Source organism: Comamonas thiooxydans, from assembly GCF_000964545.1.
In the GTDB taxonomy this organism is placed as follows: domain Bacteria; phylum Pseudomonadota; class Gammaproteobacteria; order Burkholderiales; family Burkholderiaceae_C; genus Comamonas; species Comamonas thiooxydans.
Map to the genome: position 1 here is coordinate 139561 of NZ_BBVD01000005.1, position 20679 is coordinate 160239.

The 20679-nt window shown below is 62.4% G+C and carries 17 protein-coding genes; 3 read left to right on the forward strand and 14 right to left on the reverse strand.

The genetic code is table 11. The features are described 5' to 3' along the window. Positions 1-10 precede the first annotated feature (10 nt). The 5 genes from Cth01_RS08215 to Cth01_RS08235 all read right to left on the reverse strand — a co-directional run bounded on the left by Cth01_RS08215 (position 11) and on the right by Cth01_RS08235 (position 5974). Positions 11-2191 (reverse strand): efflux MFS transporter permease, encoded by a 2181-nt coding sequence (locus tag Cth01_RS08215; RefSeq protein ID WP_045838921.1) that lies wholly within the window; start codon positions 2189-2191, stop codon positions 11-13. 5 nt (positions 2192-2196) lie between these two features. Beyond that, on the reverse strand, positions 2197-2745 hold the full coding sequence (locus Cth01_RS08220; protein ID WP_034352504.1) for a TetR/AcrR family transcriptional regulator: 549 nt from the start codon (positions 2743-2745) through the stop codon (positions 2197-2199). Between the two features lie 85 nt (positions 2746-2830). Then, positions 2831-3748, reverse strand: a complete 918-nt coding sequence (locus tag Cth01_RS08225; protein ID WP_045838922.1) for a pseudouridine synthase — start codon at positions 3746-3748, stop codon at positions 2831-2833. Positions 3749-3833: 85 nt separating this feature from the next. Next, complete coding sequence (locus Cth01_RS08230; RefSeq protein WP_045839135.1) at positions 3834-4829, reverse strand: Bug family tripartite tricarboxylate transporter substrate binding protein; 996 nt, start codon at positions 4827-4829, stop codon at positions 3834-3836. Between the two features lie 29 nt (positions 4830-4858). Further along, positions 4859-5974: an aryl-sulfate sulfotransferase gene (locus tag Cth01_RS08235; RefSeq protein ID WP_045839136.1), complete on the reverse strand. Its 1116-nt coding sequence runs from the start codon at positions 5972-5974 to the stop codon at positions 4859-4861. A gap of 113 nt (positions 5975-6087) precedes the next feature. Here Cth01_RS08235 and Cth01_RS08240 point away from each other — a divergent pair, with 113 nt between their 5' ends. Both Cth01_RS08240 and Cth01_RS08245 read left to right on the forward strand, forming a co-directional pair. Beyond that, positions 6088-7038, forward strand: coding sequence for a LysR family transcriptional regulator (locus Cth01_RS08240; RefSeq protein ID WP_045838923.1), 951 nt, complete (start codon positions 6088-6090; stop codon positions 7036-7038). 279 nt (positions 7039-7317) lie between these two features. Next, the gene (locus Cth01_RS08245) at positions 7318-9531 is read left to right on the forward strand and encodes an AsmA family protein (RefSeq protein WP_045838924.1); all 2214 of its coding nucleotides are present in this window, start codon (positions 7318-7320) and stop codon (positions 9529-9531) included. A 183-nt stretch (positions 9532-9714) separates the two neighbouring features. Here Cth01_RS08245 and Cth01_RS08250 read toward each other — a convergent pair whose 3' ends face one another. The 9 genes from Cth01_RS08250 to Cth01_RS08290 all read right to left on the reverse strand — a co-directional run bounded on the left by Cth01_RS08250 (position 9715) and on the right by Cth01_RS08290 (position 19636). Continuing rightward, positions 9715-11265 carry a methyl-accepting chemotaxis protein gene (locus Cth01_RS08250; RefSeq protein WP_045839137.1) on the reverse strand — a complete coding sequence of 517 codons (1551 nt, stop codon included), beginning with the start codon at positions 11263-11265 and terminating at the stop codon, positions 9715-9717. 279 nt (positions 11266-11544) lie between these two features. Next, positions 11545-12333: a crotonase/enoyl-CoA hydratase family protein gene (locus Cth01_RS08255; RefSeq protein ID WP_045839138.1), complete on the reverse strand. Its 789-nt coding sequence runs from the start codon at positions 12331-12333 to the stop codon at positions 11545-11547. Positions 12334-12363: 30 nt separating this feature from the next. Then, positions 12364-13401, reverse strand: a complete 1038-nt coding sequence (locus Cth01_RS08260; RefSeq protein WP_045838925.1) for an acyl-CoA dehydrogenase family protein — start codon at positions 13399-13401, stop codon at positions 12364-12366. A gap of 14 nt (positions 13402-13415) precedes the next feature. Continuing rightward, positions 13416-14573, reverse strand: coding sequence for an acyl-CoA dehydrogenase family protein (locus tag Cth01_RS08265; protein WP_045838926.1), 1158 nt, complete (start codon positions 14571-14573; stop codon positions 13416-13418). Between the two features lie 14 nt (positions 14574-14587). Further along, complete coding sequence (locus tag Cth01_RS08270; protein WP_045838927.1) at positions 14588-15565, reverse strand: Bug family tripartite tricarboxylate transporter substrate binding protein; 978 nt, start codon at positions 15563-15565, stop codon at positions 14588-14590. A 79-nt stretch (positions 15566-15644) separates the two neighbouring features. Next, positions 15645-16154, reverse strand: a complete 510-nt coding sequence (locus tag Cth01_RS08275; protein WP_034352473.1) for a MaoC family dehydratase — start codon at positions 16152-16154, stop codon at positions 15645-15647. 25 nt (positions 16155-16179) lie between these two features. Beyond that, entirely contained in the window at positions 16180-17409 is a 1230-nt protein-coding gene (locus Cth01_RS08280) for a CaiB/BaiF CoA transferase family protein (RefSeq protein WP_034352470.1), read from the reverse strand. Continuing rightward, entirely contained in the window at positions 17406-18653 is a 1248-nt protein-coding gene (locus Cth01_RS08285; RefSeq protein WP_045838928.1) for a CaiB/BaiF CoA transferase family protein, read from the reverse strand. Before Cth01_RS08285 ends, Cth01_RS08280 begins: the two co-directional genes overlap by 4 nt. Continuing rightward, entirely contained in the window at positions 18650-19636 is a 987-nt protein-coding gene (locus Cth01_RS08290) for a Bug family tripartite tricarboxylate transporter substrate binding protein (RefSeq protein WP_045838929.1), read from the reverse strand. The genes Cth01_RS08285 and Cth01_RS08290 overlap by 4 nt, the downstream gene beginning before the upstream one ends. 115 nt (positions 19637-19751) lie before the next feature. Here Cth01_RS08290 and Cth01_RS08295 point away from each other — a divergent pair, with 115 nt between their 5' ends. Next, the gene (locus Cth01_RS08295) at positions 19752-20660 is read left to right on the forward strand and encodes a LysR substrate-binding domain-containing protein (protein ID WP_004340705.1); all 909 of its coding nucleotides are present in this window, start codon (positions 19752-19754) and stop codon (positions 20658-20660) included. Positions 20661-20679 lie beyond the last annotated feature (19 nt).

A 20679-nucleotide genomic window follows, 5' to 3' on the forward strand; every position in this document is an offset into this window, starting at 1 on the left:
TCTCTTGCTGTTATCGGTTTGAGTTCCTTGCCTGGTGACCGGAGCCACCCCGACCGCCATCACCGGCCGCAGGGCTGCTGCGGGCGTTCTTGTCGATTTCCTGCTCCAGCTCGGCCTCGAGCTCGAGCGCCTGGGCGTTGTCCTGCAAAGGGTCACGGCTGGCCAGCACGGCCTGCTCACGGGTCTCGGCCGCCTGCGCGGCGGCGGCAAGCCGCCTGGCCTCCGCGCCTTCGATCACCACGGTCCGCGCCGGACTGGCGGACTCGGTCCGAGCGCCCTCTTCCACATCGCCATAGGCATCGGTGGCCATGGGCTGCACCACCACCGTGACACGCTGCGATACATCGGGCTCATGAGCGCTCGCTGCCCCAGGTTCTGCAACCGGAGCCACCGAAGGTGCGCGCTGAGGCGTACCGTCGGTCCCGGCGGCTGCCGCCACCTGGTTGCCGCTTTGCCGTGTCATGGCGCGCACCATGGCGGCAGCCTGGCGCACGCGCGCTGATGCTCCCAGGCTCCAGAGCAGATACAGCAAGGCGATGGCGGCCGTCAGCGCAAACACATCGTTATAGGCCCTGACATTGGCTTCACGCCGCACGATCTGCGACAGCTGCAGCGCTCCCTGGTTGGCGCGCATGGCGGGATCGGGCGTCACCCTGCCGTAGATCTGGCCCTGTATCTTGAGCCGCTCGGCCACCACGGGGTCGGTCGGGTCTATCTGCGCCACCAGGGCCACGGAGTAGACCTGCTCGCGGTAGGTCTGGTAAGTGCTCAGCAAGGCCGAACCCAGCAAACCGCCCATGGCCTGGGTCATGGAAATGGTGACCACGGCGGTGAGCATGTGGTTGGCGCCGAACTTCAGTCCCTGGATGATGCCGGTCAGCATCAGCGGACCCATGAAGACACCCGAGCCCACCGCCAGCAGAAACTGGCTGAAGAAAAAGTCCGAAGGACGGTCCACACTGCTGCGGTGGTGATCGAGGAACGCGGCCACGGCAAACAGTGCAATCGCCACCACAATCTGCTTGCCCATATTGGGAACACCAAAAGTGATAGCAGATAGCGCAATACCTATAAGCGTTCCAAGCAAAATTACCATGAATAGCGGTTGCATCTGGTCGGATGTCATGCCCAGCGTGCGCATCAACCCAACCACGCCGTAGCTCTGCTCGGCCGTGAGAAAGCGCAGCAAGATGGCTCCGATCACGAAACGGATCGTCGGCATCTGTGCGAACCAGCGCGTGTGGAACATGGGGTTGGCACGATGGTGTTCGATGTAAAGCGCGACGCTGAGCAGCGCGATCGCTGCCACCAGCATCCAGGCCAGCCCCGGCGTATCGAACCACCAGCGCGAGTAGCCCTGGACCAGCACCGCAATCAACAGGCCCAGACCCGGAACCATCAGGCTGAAGGTGACGAAGTCCAGCTTCTCGAAAGTCCTGATGTACAGGCCCGATGGCAGCTTGAGCAGCACCACGGCGGCAAAGGACATCAGCGCCAGACCGGCTTCAAACAGATAGAGGTTGTGCCACTCGCTGTTATAGAGCAGACCCGGCGACAGAATCCAGGCCAACGGCGTGGCCAGCTGGACCACGCCCACGCCGATCACCAGCATCTTGAGCACATAGGTGCGCGGTGCCGACTGCAGCATGTAGAGCGTGCTCAGCGAGGAGCAGGTCGCCGCTGCCATGCCGCTGGCCGCACGCAGCAGAATCAGGCTGTCGTAGCTGCCCAGCAGCAGATGCAGCACGCTGAGCGCGGCGTAGCAACCCAGGCCGATCTCGGTGAACAGGCGCATGCCGAGCTGCTGGCGGAATTTGTAGACCAGCAGATTGGCCGTCATATTGAACATGACGTAGGCGCCCGTCAGCCAGGCAGCCTCGACCGAGGTCAGCCCCAACTGCCCCTGAATCGTTGGCAGGTTGGCGGTGAACATGGCATTGCCCAGGCCGCCGGTCAGTCCCACCAGGACTGCAATCAGCCCATAGCAGACGCGGATCCAGGGCTCGTGATGGGGCATGGCCGGCGAGCCGGGCAGCGCGGGCTTTTCATGCTCGGCCCAGTCCGGCGGGCGGCGCAGCAGGATGACGGGCCCCTGCGGAATGGCTGGAGAAGCTGAAGCCTGGTTGCTGGGAGGTTTCGGGCCTTCTTGATTGGCTTGAGCCCCAGTGGCTTGTGCTGCAGCTTGACTCATAAACCTCAGGCCTTGATTCCGTCCAGAATGATTTGCAGGGCGCGACGCGCCAGTTGTTTGCGTTGCGCAGGAGTTTCGCCACGCAGGGCGCCGCCCAGCATGCCGAACACCAGGGACAGATCCTTGGCGTTCAAGGCCTGCTTGCACAGGCCCTTGGCCACCGCACGCTTCATGGGCTCTTCGAACACCAGCCACATCTGCTGGCGCGCATGAATGACTTCTGCATCGCTCTGGTCCACCGTACGCCAGTAGTCCACCAGCGTGGCGGAGACGGCGATGCGCTCGCCCACCAGAGCCAGCAGCTTGAAGAAGGCCTGGTCGTCGTCATGCCAGGCGGCTGCGGCGGCACGGGTCTTCTCGACCGAGCGCTCCAGCAGCGCCAGCATGATGGCGCGACGGTCCGGAAACTGACGATACAGCGTGGCACGGCCCACCTGGGCACGCTCGACGATGAGATCCAGGGGTGCGGTCACGCCATGCTCGGCAAACACGGCATCGGCCGCGTCCAACAACTGGGCGCGGCGTTCGGCGGATGGAGGACGGGTGGTGGACATGGCGCCAATTATCGGACAGTTTTGTCCGATAAATTGCAGAGCTCGGCGTTTCCCCTGCCCTGGCAAGGGTCGGGCAAGACTGCGCTCAGTCGCGCGGCAGCGCCTGCAGGCTGCGCCGGCTGGTGAACTCGCGCCGTTGTCCAGTCAGAGGATCATCGAAGGCCAGACTGCGCGCCAACAGCTGCAAGGGCCTGGAATAGTCGCCCGGCTCCGGGTCATTGACCACGGGATAGAAGGCGTCGCCCCGGAGCGGCAGGCCCAGCGCCGCCATATGCACACGCAATTGATGGCGCTTGCCCGAAACCGGACTGAGTCGGTAGCGCGCCCAGGCGCTGTTGTGCTCGATGATTTCCATCAGGGTGCGGCTATTGGGTTCGCCAGCCACCTCATGCATGCGAAAGAAATGCCCACTCTCCTCCATGCGGCTCGCGTGCTCGCGCGGAAAGCTCAGCTCCGCGCGGTAAGCCGCCACGGCCTCGTAGACCTTGTGAATCGCCCTGTCCCTGAACAGCCCCTGATAGATGCCACGTGTGGCGCGCTGCAGCGAAAACACCACCAGCCCCGCAGTGTCGCGGTCGATACGATGAATCGGCGACAGCTCAGGCAGGTCGAACTCGCGCCTGAGCCGCACCAGCAGCGTGTTCTGCAAATAGTGGCCGGCTGGCACCACAGGCAGAAAGTGCGGCTTGTCCGCAACGAGCAGATGTGCATCGCGATGGATAACTTCAGCCGCGAACGGAATCTCTGGCTCGGCATCCAGCTCGCGATAGTAGTAATAGCGCAGCCCCGGCATGAATGCAGCGTCCGGGCCAGCCATCTCTCCGGTTTCACTGACCACTTGACCGGCTGCCATGCGACGCAGCCAGTCTGCGCGCCCGACAGCGGGCAAGCGTTCGCACAGAAAGTCGATCAGCAGGCCCCCGCCCTGAGACGGCAAGACCACACAGCTAGGGCTGACGCCATCGCGCACCGGCAGAACCTTGGGATCGTGGGAGTTATGCATGGCGCGGGATTTTAGTGGCTGGCCCGGCTCCTGGCTTTCGTGGCCCCATGGGCCCTGGTCAGACCATGATGCGACTTCGCACTGACTAATCTGTTCGGATATTGGCTTTGCGAATGGTGCTCTCCAGAACTCTTTTCTCCTGCTCCAGATAGGCCAGGAACTGAGGATGCCCCATGCGCATGGGCTTGAAGCCTGCTTCCGTCAGTTTTCTGGCCATCTCGGGGTCCGCTTGCAGGATCGCGATTTCATCGGCCAGACGCTTCACGATATGGGCATCTGTATGAGCGGGAGCAAGCAAGCCTTGCCAGGCCTCGACCTCCAGATTGCGAAGGGCCGGTGTCTCCGAAAGACTTGGCGCCTGAGGTAACGTGGCCAGGCGCTGGCTGGATGTCACGCCCAGTGCCTTGACCTTGCCCTCCAGGACAAACGGCTGAGCCAGCGCAACAGGCAGCACGGCAAGGTCGATCTGACCACCTGCCAGCTCGGTCAGCACCTGTGGACCAGACCTGTAGGGAACATGTACCAGATCGATACCGGACATTTGCTGAATCAGCTCCCCCGTCAGGTGCAGGCTGGTGCCCACGCCGTCGGTGCCCAGGGTCAGTCGCCCCGGTTTCTGGCGCGCAAGTTCAATGAGATCGTCCGCACTGCCTGCAGCAAGTCCCGGGCGGGCGAGCAGCACAAAGACCGAAGAGGCCACGGGTGCCACGGGCTTCAACTCCTGCAGACCGTCGTAGCGGAACTTTGTCGGCGAGATCATGGGGGCGACCAGCACCGAGCTGGCCACACCGAAGAGCAAGGTATAGCCATCGGGTCTGGCCTTGATAACACGCTGCGTTGCAATAGTCCCCGATGCTCCGACCATGCTCTCGATGATCACGGGCTGGCCCAGGCGCTCAGCCAGACGCGGCATCACCAGCCTGGCGGCCACATCCACACTGCCTCCGGGCGCGAAGGGAACTACCACCGTCAGTGCCTGGGCAGGCCAGGGCTGGGCAGCAGCCTGGCTTGCCAGTGATAGCTGCTGCAGCAGCGGGGCGCCCAGCGCCCAGGCTGCAAACTGTCTGCGTCGTATTTGCATGATGATCTTTCTGCTGGGATTGGAATGGTTCAGCGGGACAGCCAAGGCAGTTGCTCTGCCTGGTAGCGCCATGTCTGGAACACCGTGTTCACGCGCCCCGGGCCTGTGCGGCGTGCAGCGGCATCGGGGTACTCGCCAAACCAGGGCAGAATGAATTCCCATACCAGCTCGCCCTGCGGCGTCACCTCAAACAATCGCCCCGTGGCCGACTCCGTGATGTGCGTGTTGCCGTTCCACAAACGTTGCGCGCTGCCCATGAAGGCGGTGTAGAAGGCGTTGACCATCTCGTCCTGGTAGCTCCACGCGATCTCGTGGGAAACAGGATCTATCTCCAGCACACGCGAGAAAGCCACATGGGCTCCCTGGCGGAAGTTGCCGTTGTCAAAGGTCAGGACATGGCCGTTTGCCAGCGCAACCGGAGCATGCTGGTGCGAGACCACCGAAGGTGGGATATGCAGCTTCACCCTGCCGCTGGCCTTGTCCACGCCAATGATTCCCGAGGTCGTGCGCAGACTCATGAGCACTGTTCCATCGGCCGCCATCCCGAGGCCGTTGACCAGGGGCCAGTGATAGCGGCCGAAGCCTGGGTGAATGGGAAAGTCCTCAGGCTCCAGATGCTCCCAGGCCTTCCATTCCCAGACCAATCGACCTGTGCGGTCCACTTCCCGGATCACATCGCCGTACATCAGCTCGTCAGCAGCAAGGGAGGTGCCGCCGGGCACCCGTTCGGCAAAGCCCTGTGGAACAGGGGCACAGGCTGCATAGAGCAGATGACCGTTGGGCAACCACTGTGCGTCATGGTGGTGTGTCGGGTCTTCATAGCGCCAGACCACCTCCCCGTCGGGCCTGACCTCGTAGAAATCACCGCCATGCCACATGGACCAGGGTGCGTAAAGATCAGGCGATTCACGATGGTTGCCGTTGTAGCCGAGATTGCCGTTAGGCAGGATGACGGCGTGGCGGCCGGCGCGCACGGGCAGCTTCCACTCATGCGCCACCTGACCGTGGATATCTATGAGGTAGACATGCCCATCGGCCGTCTGGGGGGCGATCAATGTGTAGCCGCCAGCGCTGAGAGTGCTGTCATGAGCGATGAGACCTGTGCCGCGTCGGCGTTGAGTGACCTGGTCAACGGTGGTAGCCATGGGGTTCTTTCTGTGACAGAAGGGATTGATGGCTGCCACTCTAGAAGTTCAGGAGCGTCAGGAATAGCTGATTGTTTTTTAATAGATGTCAGAAAAAACTTTACACTCAGCCCATGCCAGCGATTTCACAGGCCTTTCGATGCTTTGACGAGGTGGCGCGCCGAGGCTCGGTGCGAAAGGCCTCGGCGACGCTGCACCTGACCGCCGCAGCGGTCAACCAGCAGATCCTCAATCTCGAAGCGCAGGTCGGTCAGCCTCTGTTCGACCGGTTGCCCAGAGGCATGCAGCTGACGGTGGCGGGCGAGATCGTGCTGGCAGCAGTCAGGCGCAGTCAGCGAGACTTCGACAATGCCCTGGCCCAGGTCGAAGATCTGAATGCCTTGCGACATGGGCATGTAAGCGTGGGTGTTCCCCACGCGACGGCCGAATACCTCGTGCCTCAGGTGATTGCGGCAATGCATCAACGCTATCCCGATATCACCTTCAGCGTGCGTGCCGGAATCGGTGAAGAGCTGCTGCGCCATGTGGCTCAGGGCGAGATCGATGTGGCCTACTGCCTGCGCCGAACACCTCCTGCCGGTGTCGAGGAGATGCGCTCCTGGGCACAGCCCCTGGGCGTGGTGATGGCTCCGGATCACCCTCTGCGAATGCGTCCGCGACTGCTGCGTCTTCGTGACTGCCTGGCCTATCCGCTGATCATGATGACTCCCGACATGGAGTTGCGCAGCATGCTCGAGCGTCTGGGCGACGGTGCGCTGAGCCGGATCCAGCCGATGGTGGAGACCAGCAGCATCCCCATGGCCCGGCGCCTGGTGGCAAGCGGCCAGGCACTGGCCTTCATGCTGCCGGACAATGTGGCGGAAGACATGGCCGCTGAGCGTCTGAGCTGGCGTGCGTTGCACGATGCAGGTTCGCTGCTGCACAGCTGCGCTTATCAGCGCACCGGCTATGCGATGGCAGCCGCAACGGAAATGTTTCTGACCGAGCTGGAACATGCTGCGGACGAGTTGAAGGCGAACTTCGATACCGGTGTTTCCTGGTCCATCGGCAATCTTGCCGTTTGACCGCACAGGATCGGCAAGCATCGGAGACGCACAGCCGCCTCAACGCCAAGGGTGCCTTTGCGCAATGGCGCAGCACTTCACAGCACTTCATGAAGCGCCGCAGCCTTTGTTGCAGATGCTTGCACTCTTGACTCCAGCAGACTTCAGACTGCCACACCGTATCCCGGATCGGTCGCGGCGTCTGAGCTGATCACATGCGGGCAAACCTGCATCAGGCAATTGGATGACGAGGCATTTCACCTATGCGTAATAGCATGTGGCAAAAAGGATGCAACAGCCATGGTCAACACCACCAGTACTTCAGCCCCTGATTCCACTCGTGCACATCAGCGCCTGATGCGCCACTGGCTGCGCTGGGCGGCCATTGCTATGGCACTGCTGCTGGCCTTGATTCTGGCTGCGGCACTGCTGATTGCCTTCATGGACTGGAACAAGCTCAGGCCATGGATCAATGAAAAAGTCAGCACTTTCGCGGGCCGCGACTTTGCCATCAATGGTGACCTGCAGCTGCAATGGACCTGGCCACAGCCCCTCGATACCGGCTGGCGCCACTGGGTGCCCGGAGTGGTGCTGCATGCCAGCGATCTGACACTTTCGCAGCCCCAGGGCTGGCTGGTTCGGCAGGCGCCTGAAAAAGCCGATGACAAACAGCCGGTATTGCCTGCGACACCCAAGGAGCTCAACACCGGTCGCCTGCCCGAGCAAGGTCAGGCAGCGAGCGAGAAAAAGACGAGCGTAGATGACGACGACGCCATAGCCGATGCCGGCCGGCAACCGCCCGAACGCGATGCTCGCACCATGATCACCGCAGCAAATGCCACGGCCAGCCTGCGCCTTTGGCCACTATTGGCGCGCCATGTACAACTCGACTCCTTGCTGTTGCAGGCTCCGGATATGGTGCTGGCCCGCAACGACAAGGGCGAGAACAACTGGACATTTGACAAGCCCTCAAGCAGCGGCCCGAAGTGGAGTTTTGAAATAGGCCAGTTGCGCATCAGCGACGGCGTTCTGGGCTGGTCCGACGCCGTCAAGAACATGGCCGTGCGCGCCCGTATCGACACGCTGCGCAGACCGGTCAGCGCCGATGAACCTTATGGTGTGCGCTTCGGCCTCGCTGGCTATCTGCATCAAGGCAAGACCCGCGCGCAGATTCGGGCCCAGGGTCTGGCGGGACCGGTACTGGATCTGCGCCAGGACAGGCTGCGCTTTCCGCTGCGCATATCGGCCAAGGCCGGCAGCCTGCAAGCGTTTGCCGAGGGGATTCTCGACAATCCCAAGACACTGGACGGACTGGACTTTCAAGTTCAGGTACGCGGCAAGAGCATGGCCGACCTGTTCGAGCTCAGCGGCCTGCTGCTGCCCGCCACTCCGCCGTTCGAGACCAGCGGCCGTCTGATCGGCAGCCTAGCGCCGGGCAAGGCCGTCTGGCAGTACGAAAAGTTTCAGGGCAAGCTAGGTCAGAGCGATTTGCGCGGCGATCTCCAATACCGCTCCGCCCAGCCTCGGCCAAAGCTGACGGCACAGCTGCACTCCAAACAACTGCGACTGGTGGATCTGGGACCGGTCATAGGCGCAGCCCCGTCCGGTAGCCCCGACAAGCCCCAGCCCGTCAACGGCAAGGTACTGCCGCAGGTTCGGTTCCAGACCGAGAACTGGGACAAGATGGATCTCGACCTGCGTTATGAAAGCAGCCATATCCTGCGGCCCGAAGCTCTGCCCCTGCAAGACCTCAGCGTGCATGCGCTGCTGGACAACGGCAGACTCACCCTCTCGCCACTGAAGTTCGGCCTCGCCGAAGGCACGCTGAATATCGATGCCAGCGTGGACAGCCATGCCAAGCCCGTTGCTGCCAAACTCAACGCACAGGTGCAGTCGCTCAAGCTCTCCGCGCTGTTTCCTACGATTGAAAAGATGAAGAAAAGCCTGGGCCGGCTCGATGGCGCAGTCGCGCTCACCGGACAGGGCGAGTCACTGGCACAGTGGCTGGGCACGGGCAATGGCTCGCTACGCCTGTTTGTACGCGACGGCACTTTCAGCTCGCAACTGCTGGACCTCGCGGGGCTGAACGTAGGCTCCATTGTCATCGCCAAGCTGTTTGGCAGCGACAAGGAAGTTAAGCTGCGCTGTGCCGTGGCCGACTTCAATGTGCAACAAGGCATTGCCCGCCCACGCATGGCCAAGCTGGCCACCACAGAAGCCGTTGTTGAGGCCACAGGCGAGATCAATCTGGCGCAGGAACAGCTCAATCTGCGCATCGTCCCCGAATCGCTGAAGTGGAAGTTCTTTTCATTGCGCACGCCACTTTATGTGCGCGGCAGCTTTGCCAAGCCCGATGTGGGCCTGGAGCCAGGCCCCCTGGCAGCCCGTGCCGGCGCTGCAGTGGCTGCTGCCGTTTTTGCGCCAGCGGCACTGGCACTGGTGCCGCTGACCGTGCCTGCCGCTGACGACGATGTGGACTGCAAGCAGTTGCTGACTCAAGTACGCAATCGCTAATACGGGCAAGCAGCTCACAGCCCGATCTCAGCATCGAGTCCTGGCACACTGCAAAGAATGCAGGCAGCCGCTCGGACGGAATATGGCGGAGGTGCCTCACACCATATTTCATGTCCCGGAGATCAGCAAAGCAAAAGCGGCAACCGCAAGCCCTTCAGCCTGGACTGCGGCAGCGTCACGGAATCAGGCGCTCTTGAGGCGGAAGATGCTGACCATCTGCGACAGGTCGCTGGTCTGCTGCTGCATGGATTGCGCAGCAGCGGTGGACTCTTCCACAAGGGCGGCATTCTGCTGGGTCACCAGATCCATCTCGGCCACCGCGCGGTTGATCTGCTCGATGCCGCTGGTCTGCTCATGGCTGGCGGCGGTGATCTCACCCATGATGTCCGTCACGCGCTGCACGCTGCTGACGATTTCATCCATGGTCTGACCGGCCTGGCTGACCTGCGCACTGCCCTCCTCGACCTTGGTGACCGAGGCCTGAATCAGCTGCTTGATTTCCTTGGCCGCTTCAGCGCTGCGGCCAGCCAGCGAGCGCACCTCCGATGCCACGACGGCAAAACCGCGGCCCTGTTCGCCGGCACGGGCCGCTTCCACGGCCGCGTTCAGCGCCAGGATGTTGGTCTGGAAAGCAATGCTGTCGATCACGCCGATGATGTCGGAAATCTTGCGCGAAGACTGGCTGATGGCGCCCATGGTCTCCACCACTTGCGACACCACCATGCCTCCCTTGACAGCCACATCGGAGGCCGACAGCGCCAGCTGATTGGCCTGACTGGCGTTATCGGCATTTTGCTTGACCGTGGAAGTGAGCTGCTCCATGGAGGCAGCGGTCTGCTGCAAGGAACTGGCCTGCTCTTCCGTGCGCGCAGACAGGTCATGGTTGCCCGCTGCAATCTGGCCCGACGCTGTGGCAATGCTGTCCGTGCCCTGACGCACCTGCCCCACCAGCCTATCCAGGCTGGAATTCATATCGTGCAAGGCCTGCATGAGCTGCCCGGTTTCATCGCTGCTGCTCACATGGATCTGAGCCGTGAGATCACCATCGGCCACGCGGCGAGCCACTCCGACCGCATGCTTGAGCGGAGCGGTGATGCCTTGCGTTAGACGCCAGGCGCTGACAGAGCCGATGGCCAGAGCCAGCAAGGCCAGAACCAGGAAGTACGTCCTGCTGCTGCTCTCGATCTGCTCCACCTCCGCCGCCTTGGCATCCAAGCTGGCGCGCTGCAGGTTCAGCAGCTCGCCGAGCAGCTTCAGATAGCCCTGGGCGGCCGGCACATAGCTGTTGATCAGCGTGGACTCCGCCTCTTCGGCCATGCCGTCGGCCTTGAGCTGACTGACCTTGTCGCGGCTGGCAATATAGGTTTTGCGCACCAGCATGATCTTGTCCAGGATCTCGCGCTCCGCAGGCTGGGTGATCAGGGGCTCGATCTGCTTGAGCACATTGGCTGTGCTCTTGGTAGTGGCAGCCGCATCCGCCGCCAGAAACTGCACCAGACTTGCGTCGCTGCTCTTGGCGATGGCCGTGGTGCGTGCCACCGCCACGCTGACATTGCTGTTCCAGTCGCTGATCAGGCGCTCCTTGGTCAGCGGCTCCTGCATCATCTGCTGCGTGGCCTTGCCCACCGAGTGCAGCTGCCAGATGCCGATAACCGTGATCACCACGGCAAATGCCAACACCACTGCGAACCCCAGGCCCAGTCGGGCACCAATGTTCAGCTTGGTCAATCTCATCGCTTTCATCCATTCCATAGAAAAGTAAATAGCCGGCAAAGCGGCCACTCCGATACATGAAATGGGGCCGACCCGGCAAAGCCGCTTGCTGCATCACTCGCTTAGCGCAAATCGCAACACAATGTAATTAGTATTATCAAGGGATTACATCGCTGGATTGGCCGACCCGAAACATCAACGCAGCAAGCAAGGCCCTGCTACCTTCGCCAAAACAAGCAAGGGCGCAAAATGCGCCCTTGCTGTCTTTGTTACCTGCTCTGGTTAAGCAAACCTGCCGGCTCATGAGAAGCGGGGAGCCCGCTTCTCGACAAAGGCCGTCACGGCTTCACGATGATCGGCCGTTTTATGGGCAATTGCCTGATACCCGGCCGATATTTCCAGCAGCGAAGCCAGCGTGGCGTTCTGGCCCTCACGCAGCAAACGCTTTGTCATGCGCATCACCCCGCCCGGATTGGCAGCAATCTTGAGCGCCAATGCCCTGGCTGTCGGCAGCAGTTCATCCGGAGGCACGACCCGGCTCACCAGACCACAGGCCAATGCCTGGCCCGCGCTGATCGCCTCTCCCGTGAAAGCCATCTCGCTGGCCTTTGACATCCCCACCACACGCGGCAGCAACCAGGCCCCGCCATCACCAGGAACAATGCCCACGCGAACAAAGCTCTCCGCAAAAGTGGCATTCTCCGACGCAATCCGGATATCGCACATGCAGCTCAGATCCAGACCCGCGCCGATAGCCGGGCCGTTGACGGCGCAGATCACGGGAACATCCAGCTGGTAGAGGGCATTCGGAATTTGCTGAATGCCCTGGCGGTATTCCTCGCGAATCATGTCGGGAGTGAGTGCGTCATCGAAATAGCGCCTCATGTCCTTGACATTGCCGCCGGAGCTGAAAATAGAGCCGGCGCCGGTCAGGATCAGCACCTTCACGCTGGCGTCCAGGCGCACATCTGCGCAGAGCTGCACGAATTCGGCCACCGCCGTATTGCCGGTCAGCGCATTGCGTGTCTCGGGCTGATTCATGGTGACGGTCAAGATACCGCCATCGCGTTCAATGTTCAGAAATGCCATGTTCCAGGTCTCCATAGTTGTGGGGCAACTTCAAGCCAGGGCCTCGACATCGGTGATCCGCCGGATCAGATCCAGTGTCATGCCCTCGTGCGACATCAGGGCCTGTCCGGCCAATGCCTGCCAATAGGCTTCGCTGCCGGCCGTCAGGCGCCATGCATGCAGTCTGCGGGTAAACAGCTGCAGGTCATATTCCTCGGTGAAGCCAATCGCGCCATGAATCGCATGCGCAAGCTCCGTGACCACCAAAGCCGCCTCGCTGCAGCGTGCCTTGGCGACGGCCACACGCAATCTGTCAGCCGCGATGCCGTCACCACTGCAACCGAGCTGAGCCGCCATGCGGGCGGCAAACACATGCTCGCTCATGACTGCCAGCTGATGCTGGATCGCCTGGAACTTCCCGATAGCACGCCCAAACTGCTGACGCTCGTTCGCATAGTGCAAGCTACGCTGGAACACGTCACGCATGGCCCCCGCCATCTGCGCGGCCACCACGGCGGCCTGCAGGCTCCGGGCATCGAATTGCGGCCTTTGCCGGATGACGCCGGCGGCCCGCAACTGCTCTGGCGACCAGGTCAGCGACGCGTCCAGCGCCATAGCGTGTGGCGCAAGCCCAGCCTGTGACACGCTCAGCAGATGCCAGACCCCGGCTTCCTCTTGCACTTGCACCAGCACCGAGTCCGCGACTTGCCCGCCTCGCACCAGCGCGCAATGCAAACCGCCATCTGTCTGCATCGCACCCTGCGCCAGCGCAATGCTGCCGGCCGGGCAGGCCATATCCGCCTGCGCCAGCATGGCCCGCGCCAGCATGGTCTCTCCCAGAGGCAGAGGCAGGGCATGGGCTCCGCACTGCTCCAGCACGCCAAATATCTCACCCAAGCCCAGACCGGCGCCGCCCTCTTCTTCGGCCAGCAAGGCATCGGCCAAGCCGGTTTCCTCCAGCTGCTGCCATAGCCGGGCGACGGCCACCGAGCGGCTACCGGCGCTCTCGATCTCGCGAATCACCTGAGGGGTGCACCAGTCTGCCAGCACCTTGCGCGCGGCATCTGCAAACAAATCGTTATTGCTCATGAACTTGTCTCCGATCAGCGCAAACCCAGTCCACGAGCGATCATGCCGCGCAGAATGTCACGCGTGCCACCGCGCAAGGAAAACGAGGGAGAAGCTTCGGTGACGTATTTGAGCGTCAGCAGCAGCTCCACCGGAACATCCTCGACCGGTCGGGCAAACAGCTCCTCGGCAATGGCTGCCGGAATCATCTGCTCCAGTGTCGTGCCCAGCTCCTTGACCAGTGCGGCCTCCACAACAGGACTTGCTCCCTGGGTCAGCTTCTGCTGCACGGATACCGACATCGCGCGCAGCGGTGCCAGTTGCGTCAGCACCTTGCCCGCAAGCCGCATGCCGGACTCGGTGCGTCCCTGCGGCGTACGTGCATACTGCAGCCATTGATCGAACAGCACGATGCTGGAGAAAAGGCGCTCCGGGCCGCTGCGCTCGAAAGCGAGTTCGGCGGTAACCTGTTCCCAGCCCCGACCTTCGGCACCGATCAGCGCATCGGCCGACAGTTGCACATTCTCGAAAAAAACCTCGCAGAAATGGCTGCCACCCGATAGATCCTGGATGGGACGCACCGTCACACCGGGCAATGTCAGGTCCACGATGACTTGCGACAAGCCCTTGTGACGGTCCTCGGCACTGCCGGAGGTTCGTACCAGAGCAATCATGTACTGGCAGTGATGCGCGTTGGTGGTCCAGATCTTCTGGCCATTGAGCAAGAAGCCCTGCTCGTTGGGAACCGCTCTAGTCCTCACACTTGCCAGATCCGAGCCGGCATTGGGCTCGCTCATGCCGATACAGAAAAACACCTCTCCCCGGCAGACTCTGGGAATGTAAAACTGCTTTTGCGCTTCCGTACCATATTTGAGGATCAGCGGCGCACTCTGGCGGTCGGCAATCCAGTGCGAGCCCACAGGCGCACCGAAGTTCAGACACTCCTCCACCAGCACATAGCGGGCGAACGCGCTGCGCTCGCCTCCGCCATAAGCCTTGGGCAAGGTCATGCCGATCCAGCCCTTTTCACCCAGCTTGCGGCTGAGTGCCGGGTCATATCCGCTCCAGGATTTGGCACGGACATGCGCAGGAATGTCTTTGACCGCGTCCTGCAGAAAAGCACGCACCTCGGCGCGCAGTGCCTCGCCTTCCGGCGGGATGCCTGTCAGGCTCAGTCCATCGAGAATGGTCATCGTCTTGCTTTCTCTCAGTCCAGGGACACGCCCGTGCTTTTGACAACCCCTGCCCAGCGCTTGATTTCGCTCTGGATGTAGTCGCCATACGCTTTGGGCGTAGACCCCAGCGGCTCCGCACCCTGCACGCGCAGCTTCTCCAGCACTCCCGGATCCTTGAGCGCCTTCATCAGCTCGGCATTCAGGCGTTCCACGACCGCAACAGGTGTTTTGGCGGGCACCATCACGCCTTGCCAGGCTCCGGCCTCGAATCCGGTCATGCCGCTTTCGGCCAGCGTAGGCGCATTGGGGAAATTGGGAATCCGTGCGGCCGTGCTGACGGCCAGCAGCCGGAGCCTGCCGTCCTTGATGAAAGGCGCCACCGAATTGATGGTGTCGGTCATGAAATCTATCTGGCCAGCCACCAGGTCCACGTCGGCAGGGGCGCTGCCTTTGTAAGGCACATGACTTGCATCCAAGCTGTAGTGCTGCACCACCTGAAAAGCCGCCAGGTGCGTGACATTGCCGTTGCCAGCCGAGCCGTAGGAGAGCTTGCCTTTGTGCTCCTGCGCGTACTTCACGAGCTCCTGCACGGTGTTGGCAGGCACCTTGGGATTGACGACAAGCCCCAGTGGCACCACCGCCGTCAAGGCCACGGGGCGCAGATCCCTGGTCACGTCATAGCTCATCTTCTTGTAGAGCGACGAACTGAGTGCAATCGAGGAAGTGTTGTAGAGCACGGTGTAGCCGTCGGCCGGCGCCTTGGCCACCAGCGCATTGCCGATGTTGCCGTTGGCACCAGGCCGGTTGTCCACGATGACCGACTGCCCCAGTTGCTGGCCTACCTGCTGCGCCAGCACCCGCGCCACCATGTCTGTGGGACCGCCGGGCGGGAAAGGGACGATCAGCGTGATCGGCTTGCTGGGCCAGTTGTCCTGCGCCTGCGCCGCACCACAAACGGCCAGCGCGACAACGGCGAGCAGCGACAACCGACGTGAAAATCGATAACTCATCTTGTGTCTCCTGTAGTTTTCTCATCTCGGCGCACTGGAAAGTGCGCACCGGTGCAACGGCATCCGCGGCAGCGCGGACCTAAGCTTCACGGCCGGCCAGCAGGCGCACGGCGGTATAGACCATCACCTGCTGGTGACGCTGGTTGTAGACCTCGATCCGCGAACTCACTACTGCGCGACCGCCTTTGCTCGTTGGCTTGATGTCGATCACTTCGACCAGCGCCTCAATGGTGTCGCCCACCACCACAGGAGCCAGAATCTTCTGGTGCAACTCGAGCATGGCCAGGCCCGTACCCTGGATCATGCTTTGCAGGATGAAGCCTTCGATCAAGGTGTAGGTGAGTGCGCCCGGCACCGGGCGGCCCTGAATGGCACCGCCGTCATAGCCGTCCTCGATGAAGATCGCCTCGAGCATGCCCGTGGTGTTGATGAAGTTGACCAGATCGGTCTCGGTCACCGTACGGCGAAAGGTGCGCAGTTGCTGACCTACCCGCAGGTCCTGCCAGACAAAACCCTGGCCCATGCGCGGCGTGTCTGCCAGCGCTGCGGCACGGTTTTCAGTGGATGAAATCAAATTGCTCACGCTCATTCTGTCTCCGCTTCATGCTGTTTGTTCAGCAGTCCTTCGACTGCAAGGCCGCAATGCACGCGTCGTCCCAGCCTGCCTCGCGCAGCAATGCCTGCGTGTGCTCGCCCAGGCGCGGGGGCATGCCTATCGGTGGCTGGGTACCGTTGATACGCACGGACGAACGCGGAAATTTCACAACCCCCATCGCCGCGTCTTTCTTCTCGACAAAAAAGCCGGTGGCCTGCAAATGCGGGTCATGGGGCAGATCGTCCATGCGAGTCACCGGGGCGGCTGGAATCTCCAGCTCTTCGCAGCTGGCCAGCCAATAGGCGGTGTCCTTTTGCGCCACGTAGCCGCTCATCGTCTCCAGCAGCTCGGCGATGTGGCGGGTGCGCATCGCCTGGGTGGCAAAGCGCTGGTCCTGTGCCAGCTGGGGCTGGCCAACGGCTGCAAAGAAACGGCGCCAGTGCGCATCGGTGTAAGGCATCAGGCAGACATGGCCGTCCAGCGTCCTGTAGGGCTTGCGCCAGGGCGCCATCACGCGCGGATAGCCCGCGCCACTCTGCGCGGGTGTGAAATGCATGCCGTAGAAATGCTCCACCAGGTTGAAGCCCGCCATGGTTTCGTACATGGGCACTTCCACATAGCTGCCCGCGCCCCTGCGCTCGCGCTGGTAGAGCGCCGCCAGCACCGCATGCGCAGCCACCAGAGCGCAGGTCTTGTCGGCCGCAATCGTGGGCAGATAGCGGGCCTCGCCCGTCTGGCGCTGCATGAGATCGGCCAGGCCACTCATGCCCTGAATCACGTCGTCATATGCAGGCTGCCCGGCATAGGGGCCGTCTTCGCCAAAACCGTGCAGGCCCACATAGATGAGGCGCGGGTATTGCTTGCGCAGACTGTCCGGATCGAGCCCGAGCCTTGCCAGCTTTTGCGGGCGCATGCTGTGCATGAGCACATCGGCGCCCTGCAACAGCGCATGCAGCGCGGCCTGAGCCTGCTCTTGCTTGAGGTCCAGCACCACACTTTTCTTGCTGCGATTGGAGCCCATGAACATGGCCGCCATGCCCGGCTCCAGCGTCGGGCCGGTGTGGCGCGTGGAGTCGCCCTCCGGCGGCTCGATCTTGATCACCTCGGCACCGTAGTCGGCCAGCACCTGGCTGGCCATGGGGCCGAAAATCACGCTGGAAAGGTCCAGCACCCGCACCCCTGACAATGCCCCCAGGGCTTGGTCCTGGCACGCGATGCGCGTGTGCGTCAACGATTCCTGGCTGTTCATCCCAATACTCCGCTGTCCCGATAGGCCTGCATTTGCTGAGCAGACAGACCCAGATGGCGCTCCAGCAGTTCTTGTGTGTGCTGCCCCAGCTGGGGCGGTGCATGGCGGTAGGTCACCGGTGTGTCCGACAAACGGATGGGGCTGGCGACCAGCGGCACCTGGCCCGCCTTGGGGTGTGTCATGGCGATCTGCATGCCGCGAGCCCTGACCTGCGGATCCTCGAACACCTCACGCACCGTGTTGATGGGGCCGCAAGGCACGGCATGCTGCTCCAGCAGTTGCACCCAGGCCCTGGTGCTGCGTGTGAGCGTCACGCGGCGGATCATCTCCACCAGCTCGGCTCTATGGGCCAGCCGCGCCGCATTGCTCCGAAAGCGCTCGTCCTCGGCCCATTCGCTCCTGCCTGCAGCCTGGCAGAAGCGGGCAAACTGGCCGTCATTGCCCACGGCCAGGATCATGTGGCCGTCTTCGGTCGGGAACTCCTGGTAGGGCACCGTGTTCGGATGCGCGTTGCCCATGCGCTGAGGCACCTGATCCCCGTACAGATAGTTCATGCTCTGGTTGGCCAGGCAGGCCACGCCGACATCGAGCAAAGCCAGATCTATGTGCTGGCCGCGCCCCGTATGCTCGCGGGCCTGCAGGGCCGCCAGAATCGCCGTGCTGGCATATAGCCCGGTGAGGATGTCGGTCAGCGCCACGCCAACCTTCATGGGGCCGCCTCCGGGCTGGCCATCGGCGTGGCCCGAAATACTCATCAGCCCCCCCATGCCCTGAATCAGAAAGTCATAGCCCGCACGATGCGCATAGGGACCGTCCTGGCCAAAGCCCGTGACCGAGCAGTAGACCAGACGCGGATTCAGGGCACTGAGGCTCGCGTAATCAAGCCCGTACTGCGCCAGACCGCCAGTCTTGAAGTTCTCGATCAGCACATCGCATCGGGCCGCCAGCTGACGCACGATCTCCTGCCCTTCGCCGCGGGTGAAGTCCACGGAAATCGACTGCTTGTTGCGGTTGGTGCACATATAGTAGGCCGACTCCCCCGTCGGCAGACCTTCGGGGTCGGCCACATAGGGCGGGCCCCAGGCACGCGTGTCGTCACCGCTGCCGGGCCTTTCCACCTTGATCACCTCGGCGCCCAGATCACCCAGGGTCTGTGCAGCCCAGGGGCCCGCCAATACCCGCGAAAGATCGAGCACCTTGATGTGCTGCAGCGCCTGTACCGGCCGGCTGTCATTGGCTTTCATTGCTGGGGAACCTTGGCCTTGACGACGATGCGCTTCCACAGCGCAATTTCGTTCTTCTGGAATTCATGCATCTGTGCCGGGCCGCCGGTCATGGGAATGGCCCCCAGACGCTCGTAGAAGGCACGGGTTTCATCCATCTTCGAGATGGCGGTGAAAAGCTCGGCGAGCCTGGCAGTCTCGGCGGCTGGTGTCCTGGCGCTCACCATGGCACCCACCCAGGTGTAGGCCTCGAATCCGGGCAGACCGGCCTCGGTGGCCGTGGGGATCTCGGGGGAGGTGCTCACGCGCTTGTCGGAGGCCACCGCCAGGATCTTGACGCGCCCTCCTCGGGCCAGTTCCTGGACTGCCGTGACTTCAGCGAAGGTGTAGTCCACCGTCCCTGAAGCGACGGCCGTGGTGGTCTCCCCTGCGCCCTTGAACGGGACATGCACGGTTTCGATCCTGGCAGCGTCGTTGAGCAGCTCGCCCATCAGCTGATAGCCTGCCGAGCCGGCCCCGAAATTCACCTTCCCCGGGTTGGCCCTGGCATGGCTGATCAGGCCCTTCAGGTCGGAGTAGGCCGCTTGGGGCGCGACGGCCAGCATGGCCGGCGAGCGCATCATCATGGTCAGCGGCGCAAAGTCCGTTAAGGGATCGTAGGGCAGATGCCTGAACAGCGCCGCATTGACCGCCAGCGTTGAATTGCTGCCGATGAACACGGTATAGCCGTCGGCGGGCGCCGACAGCACCTGCTTGACGGCGATGAAGCCGTTGGCTCCTGCCTTGTTTTCGACGACCACAGGCTGGCCCGTGAGCTCCTGCAGCTTGCGCCCGAAATAGCGCGCCGAGGTGTCGGTGCCGCTGCCCGGACCGAAGGGCACGATGAGCTTGATCGGCTTGGCAGGAAAGCCCTGAGCCGGTGCCTGAGCCATGGAGGGCATGCCGGCGCCGAGCAGGCCGCAGCCCAGCAGTGCCGCCAGCAGGTATCTGCGTGCTTGTTTCAAGTTTGTCTCCTGATACGGAATTGCTGCCGTGTTTTTTCTTGTGAGCCCACTTTAGGCAGGCGTGAAATTAATGTCTAATATTAAAAATTTCGTTTCTGATATCGATTGAATATCAATGAATCTCAAGCAACTGCAGCAGTTCATTGCCCTGGCCGAAACCGGTAACTTTCACCGTGCCGCTGAGCAACTGCATATGGCCCAGCCGCCGCTGTCCATCTCGATTCGCAAGCTGGAAGAGGAGCTGGGCAGCGCCTTGTTCGATCGAACCAGTACCGGAGTCGTGCTGACGCCTGCCGGCAAGGCCATGCTGGAGAGCGCACGCGCCACCCTGTTTCATGCCGAGCAATGTCGCCAGGCTGTGCGCGATACCAGGGAAGGCGTGGGCGGCCTGATACGGCTGGGCTTTGTCGGTTCGGCCACCTACGAACTGCTGCCGCGCCTGATTCCCTCGTTTCGCGAGCGCTACCCCAAGGTCGGGCTGGAGTTCTACGAAGCGACCAGCGCCGAAATCCTCGAAGGGCTGGCAAGCCGGCGCTTCGATGCCGGCCTGCTGCGCTACCCCGTGCTAGAGCTCGATGAGCGCATCGCGCTCACGCCGCTGGATCAGGACGAGTTCGTGCTGGCCGTCTCGGACAACAGTCCCCTGGCGCAGCGCGACGCCATTGCCCTGTCCGAGGCAGCGCATGAGCCTTTTGTGATGTATCCGCAGGACACGGTACCCAGCCTCGCCGCGCTGGCCAAGCTACGCTGCCAGCAATCGGGCTTCACCCCGCGCATCGCCCAGGAGGCCATGCAGGTGCAGACCATCATGAGCCTGGTGGCTTCCGGCCTGGGCGTGGGTCTGGTCGCTGGCGTCTCGCATCTCGTTCAGCCGCGCGGTGTGAAGTGTTTGCCGCTGCTGGACAATCCTCCGGGCTTTCATGTGGGCATTGCGCTGGTGCATTCGCTCACGCCGGGCAGCCGGGCAGTGCAGACGCTCATTGAACATGCACTGCAATTTGCCAAGCTGCCGGCAGCGTCCTGAATTCGCAGTGGCCAGCGCG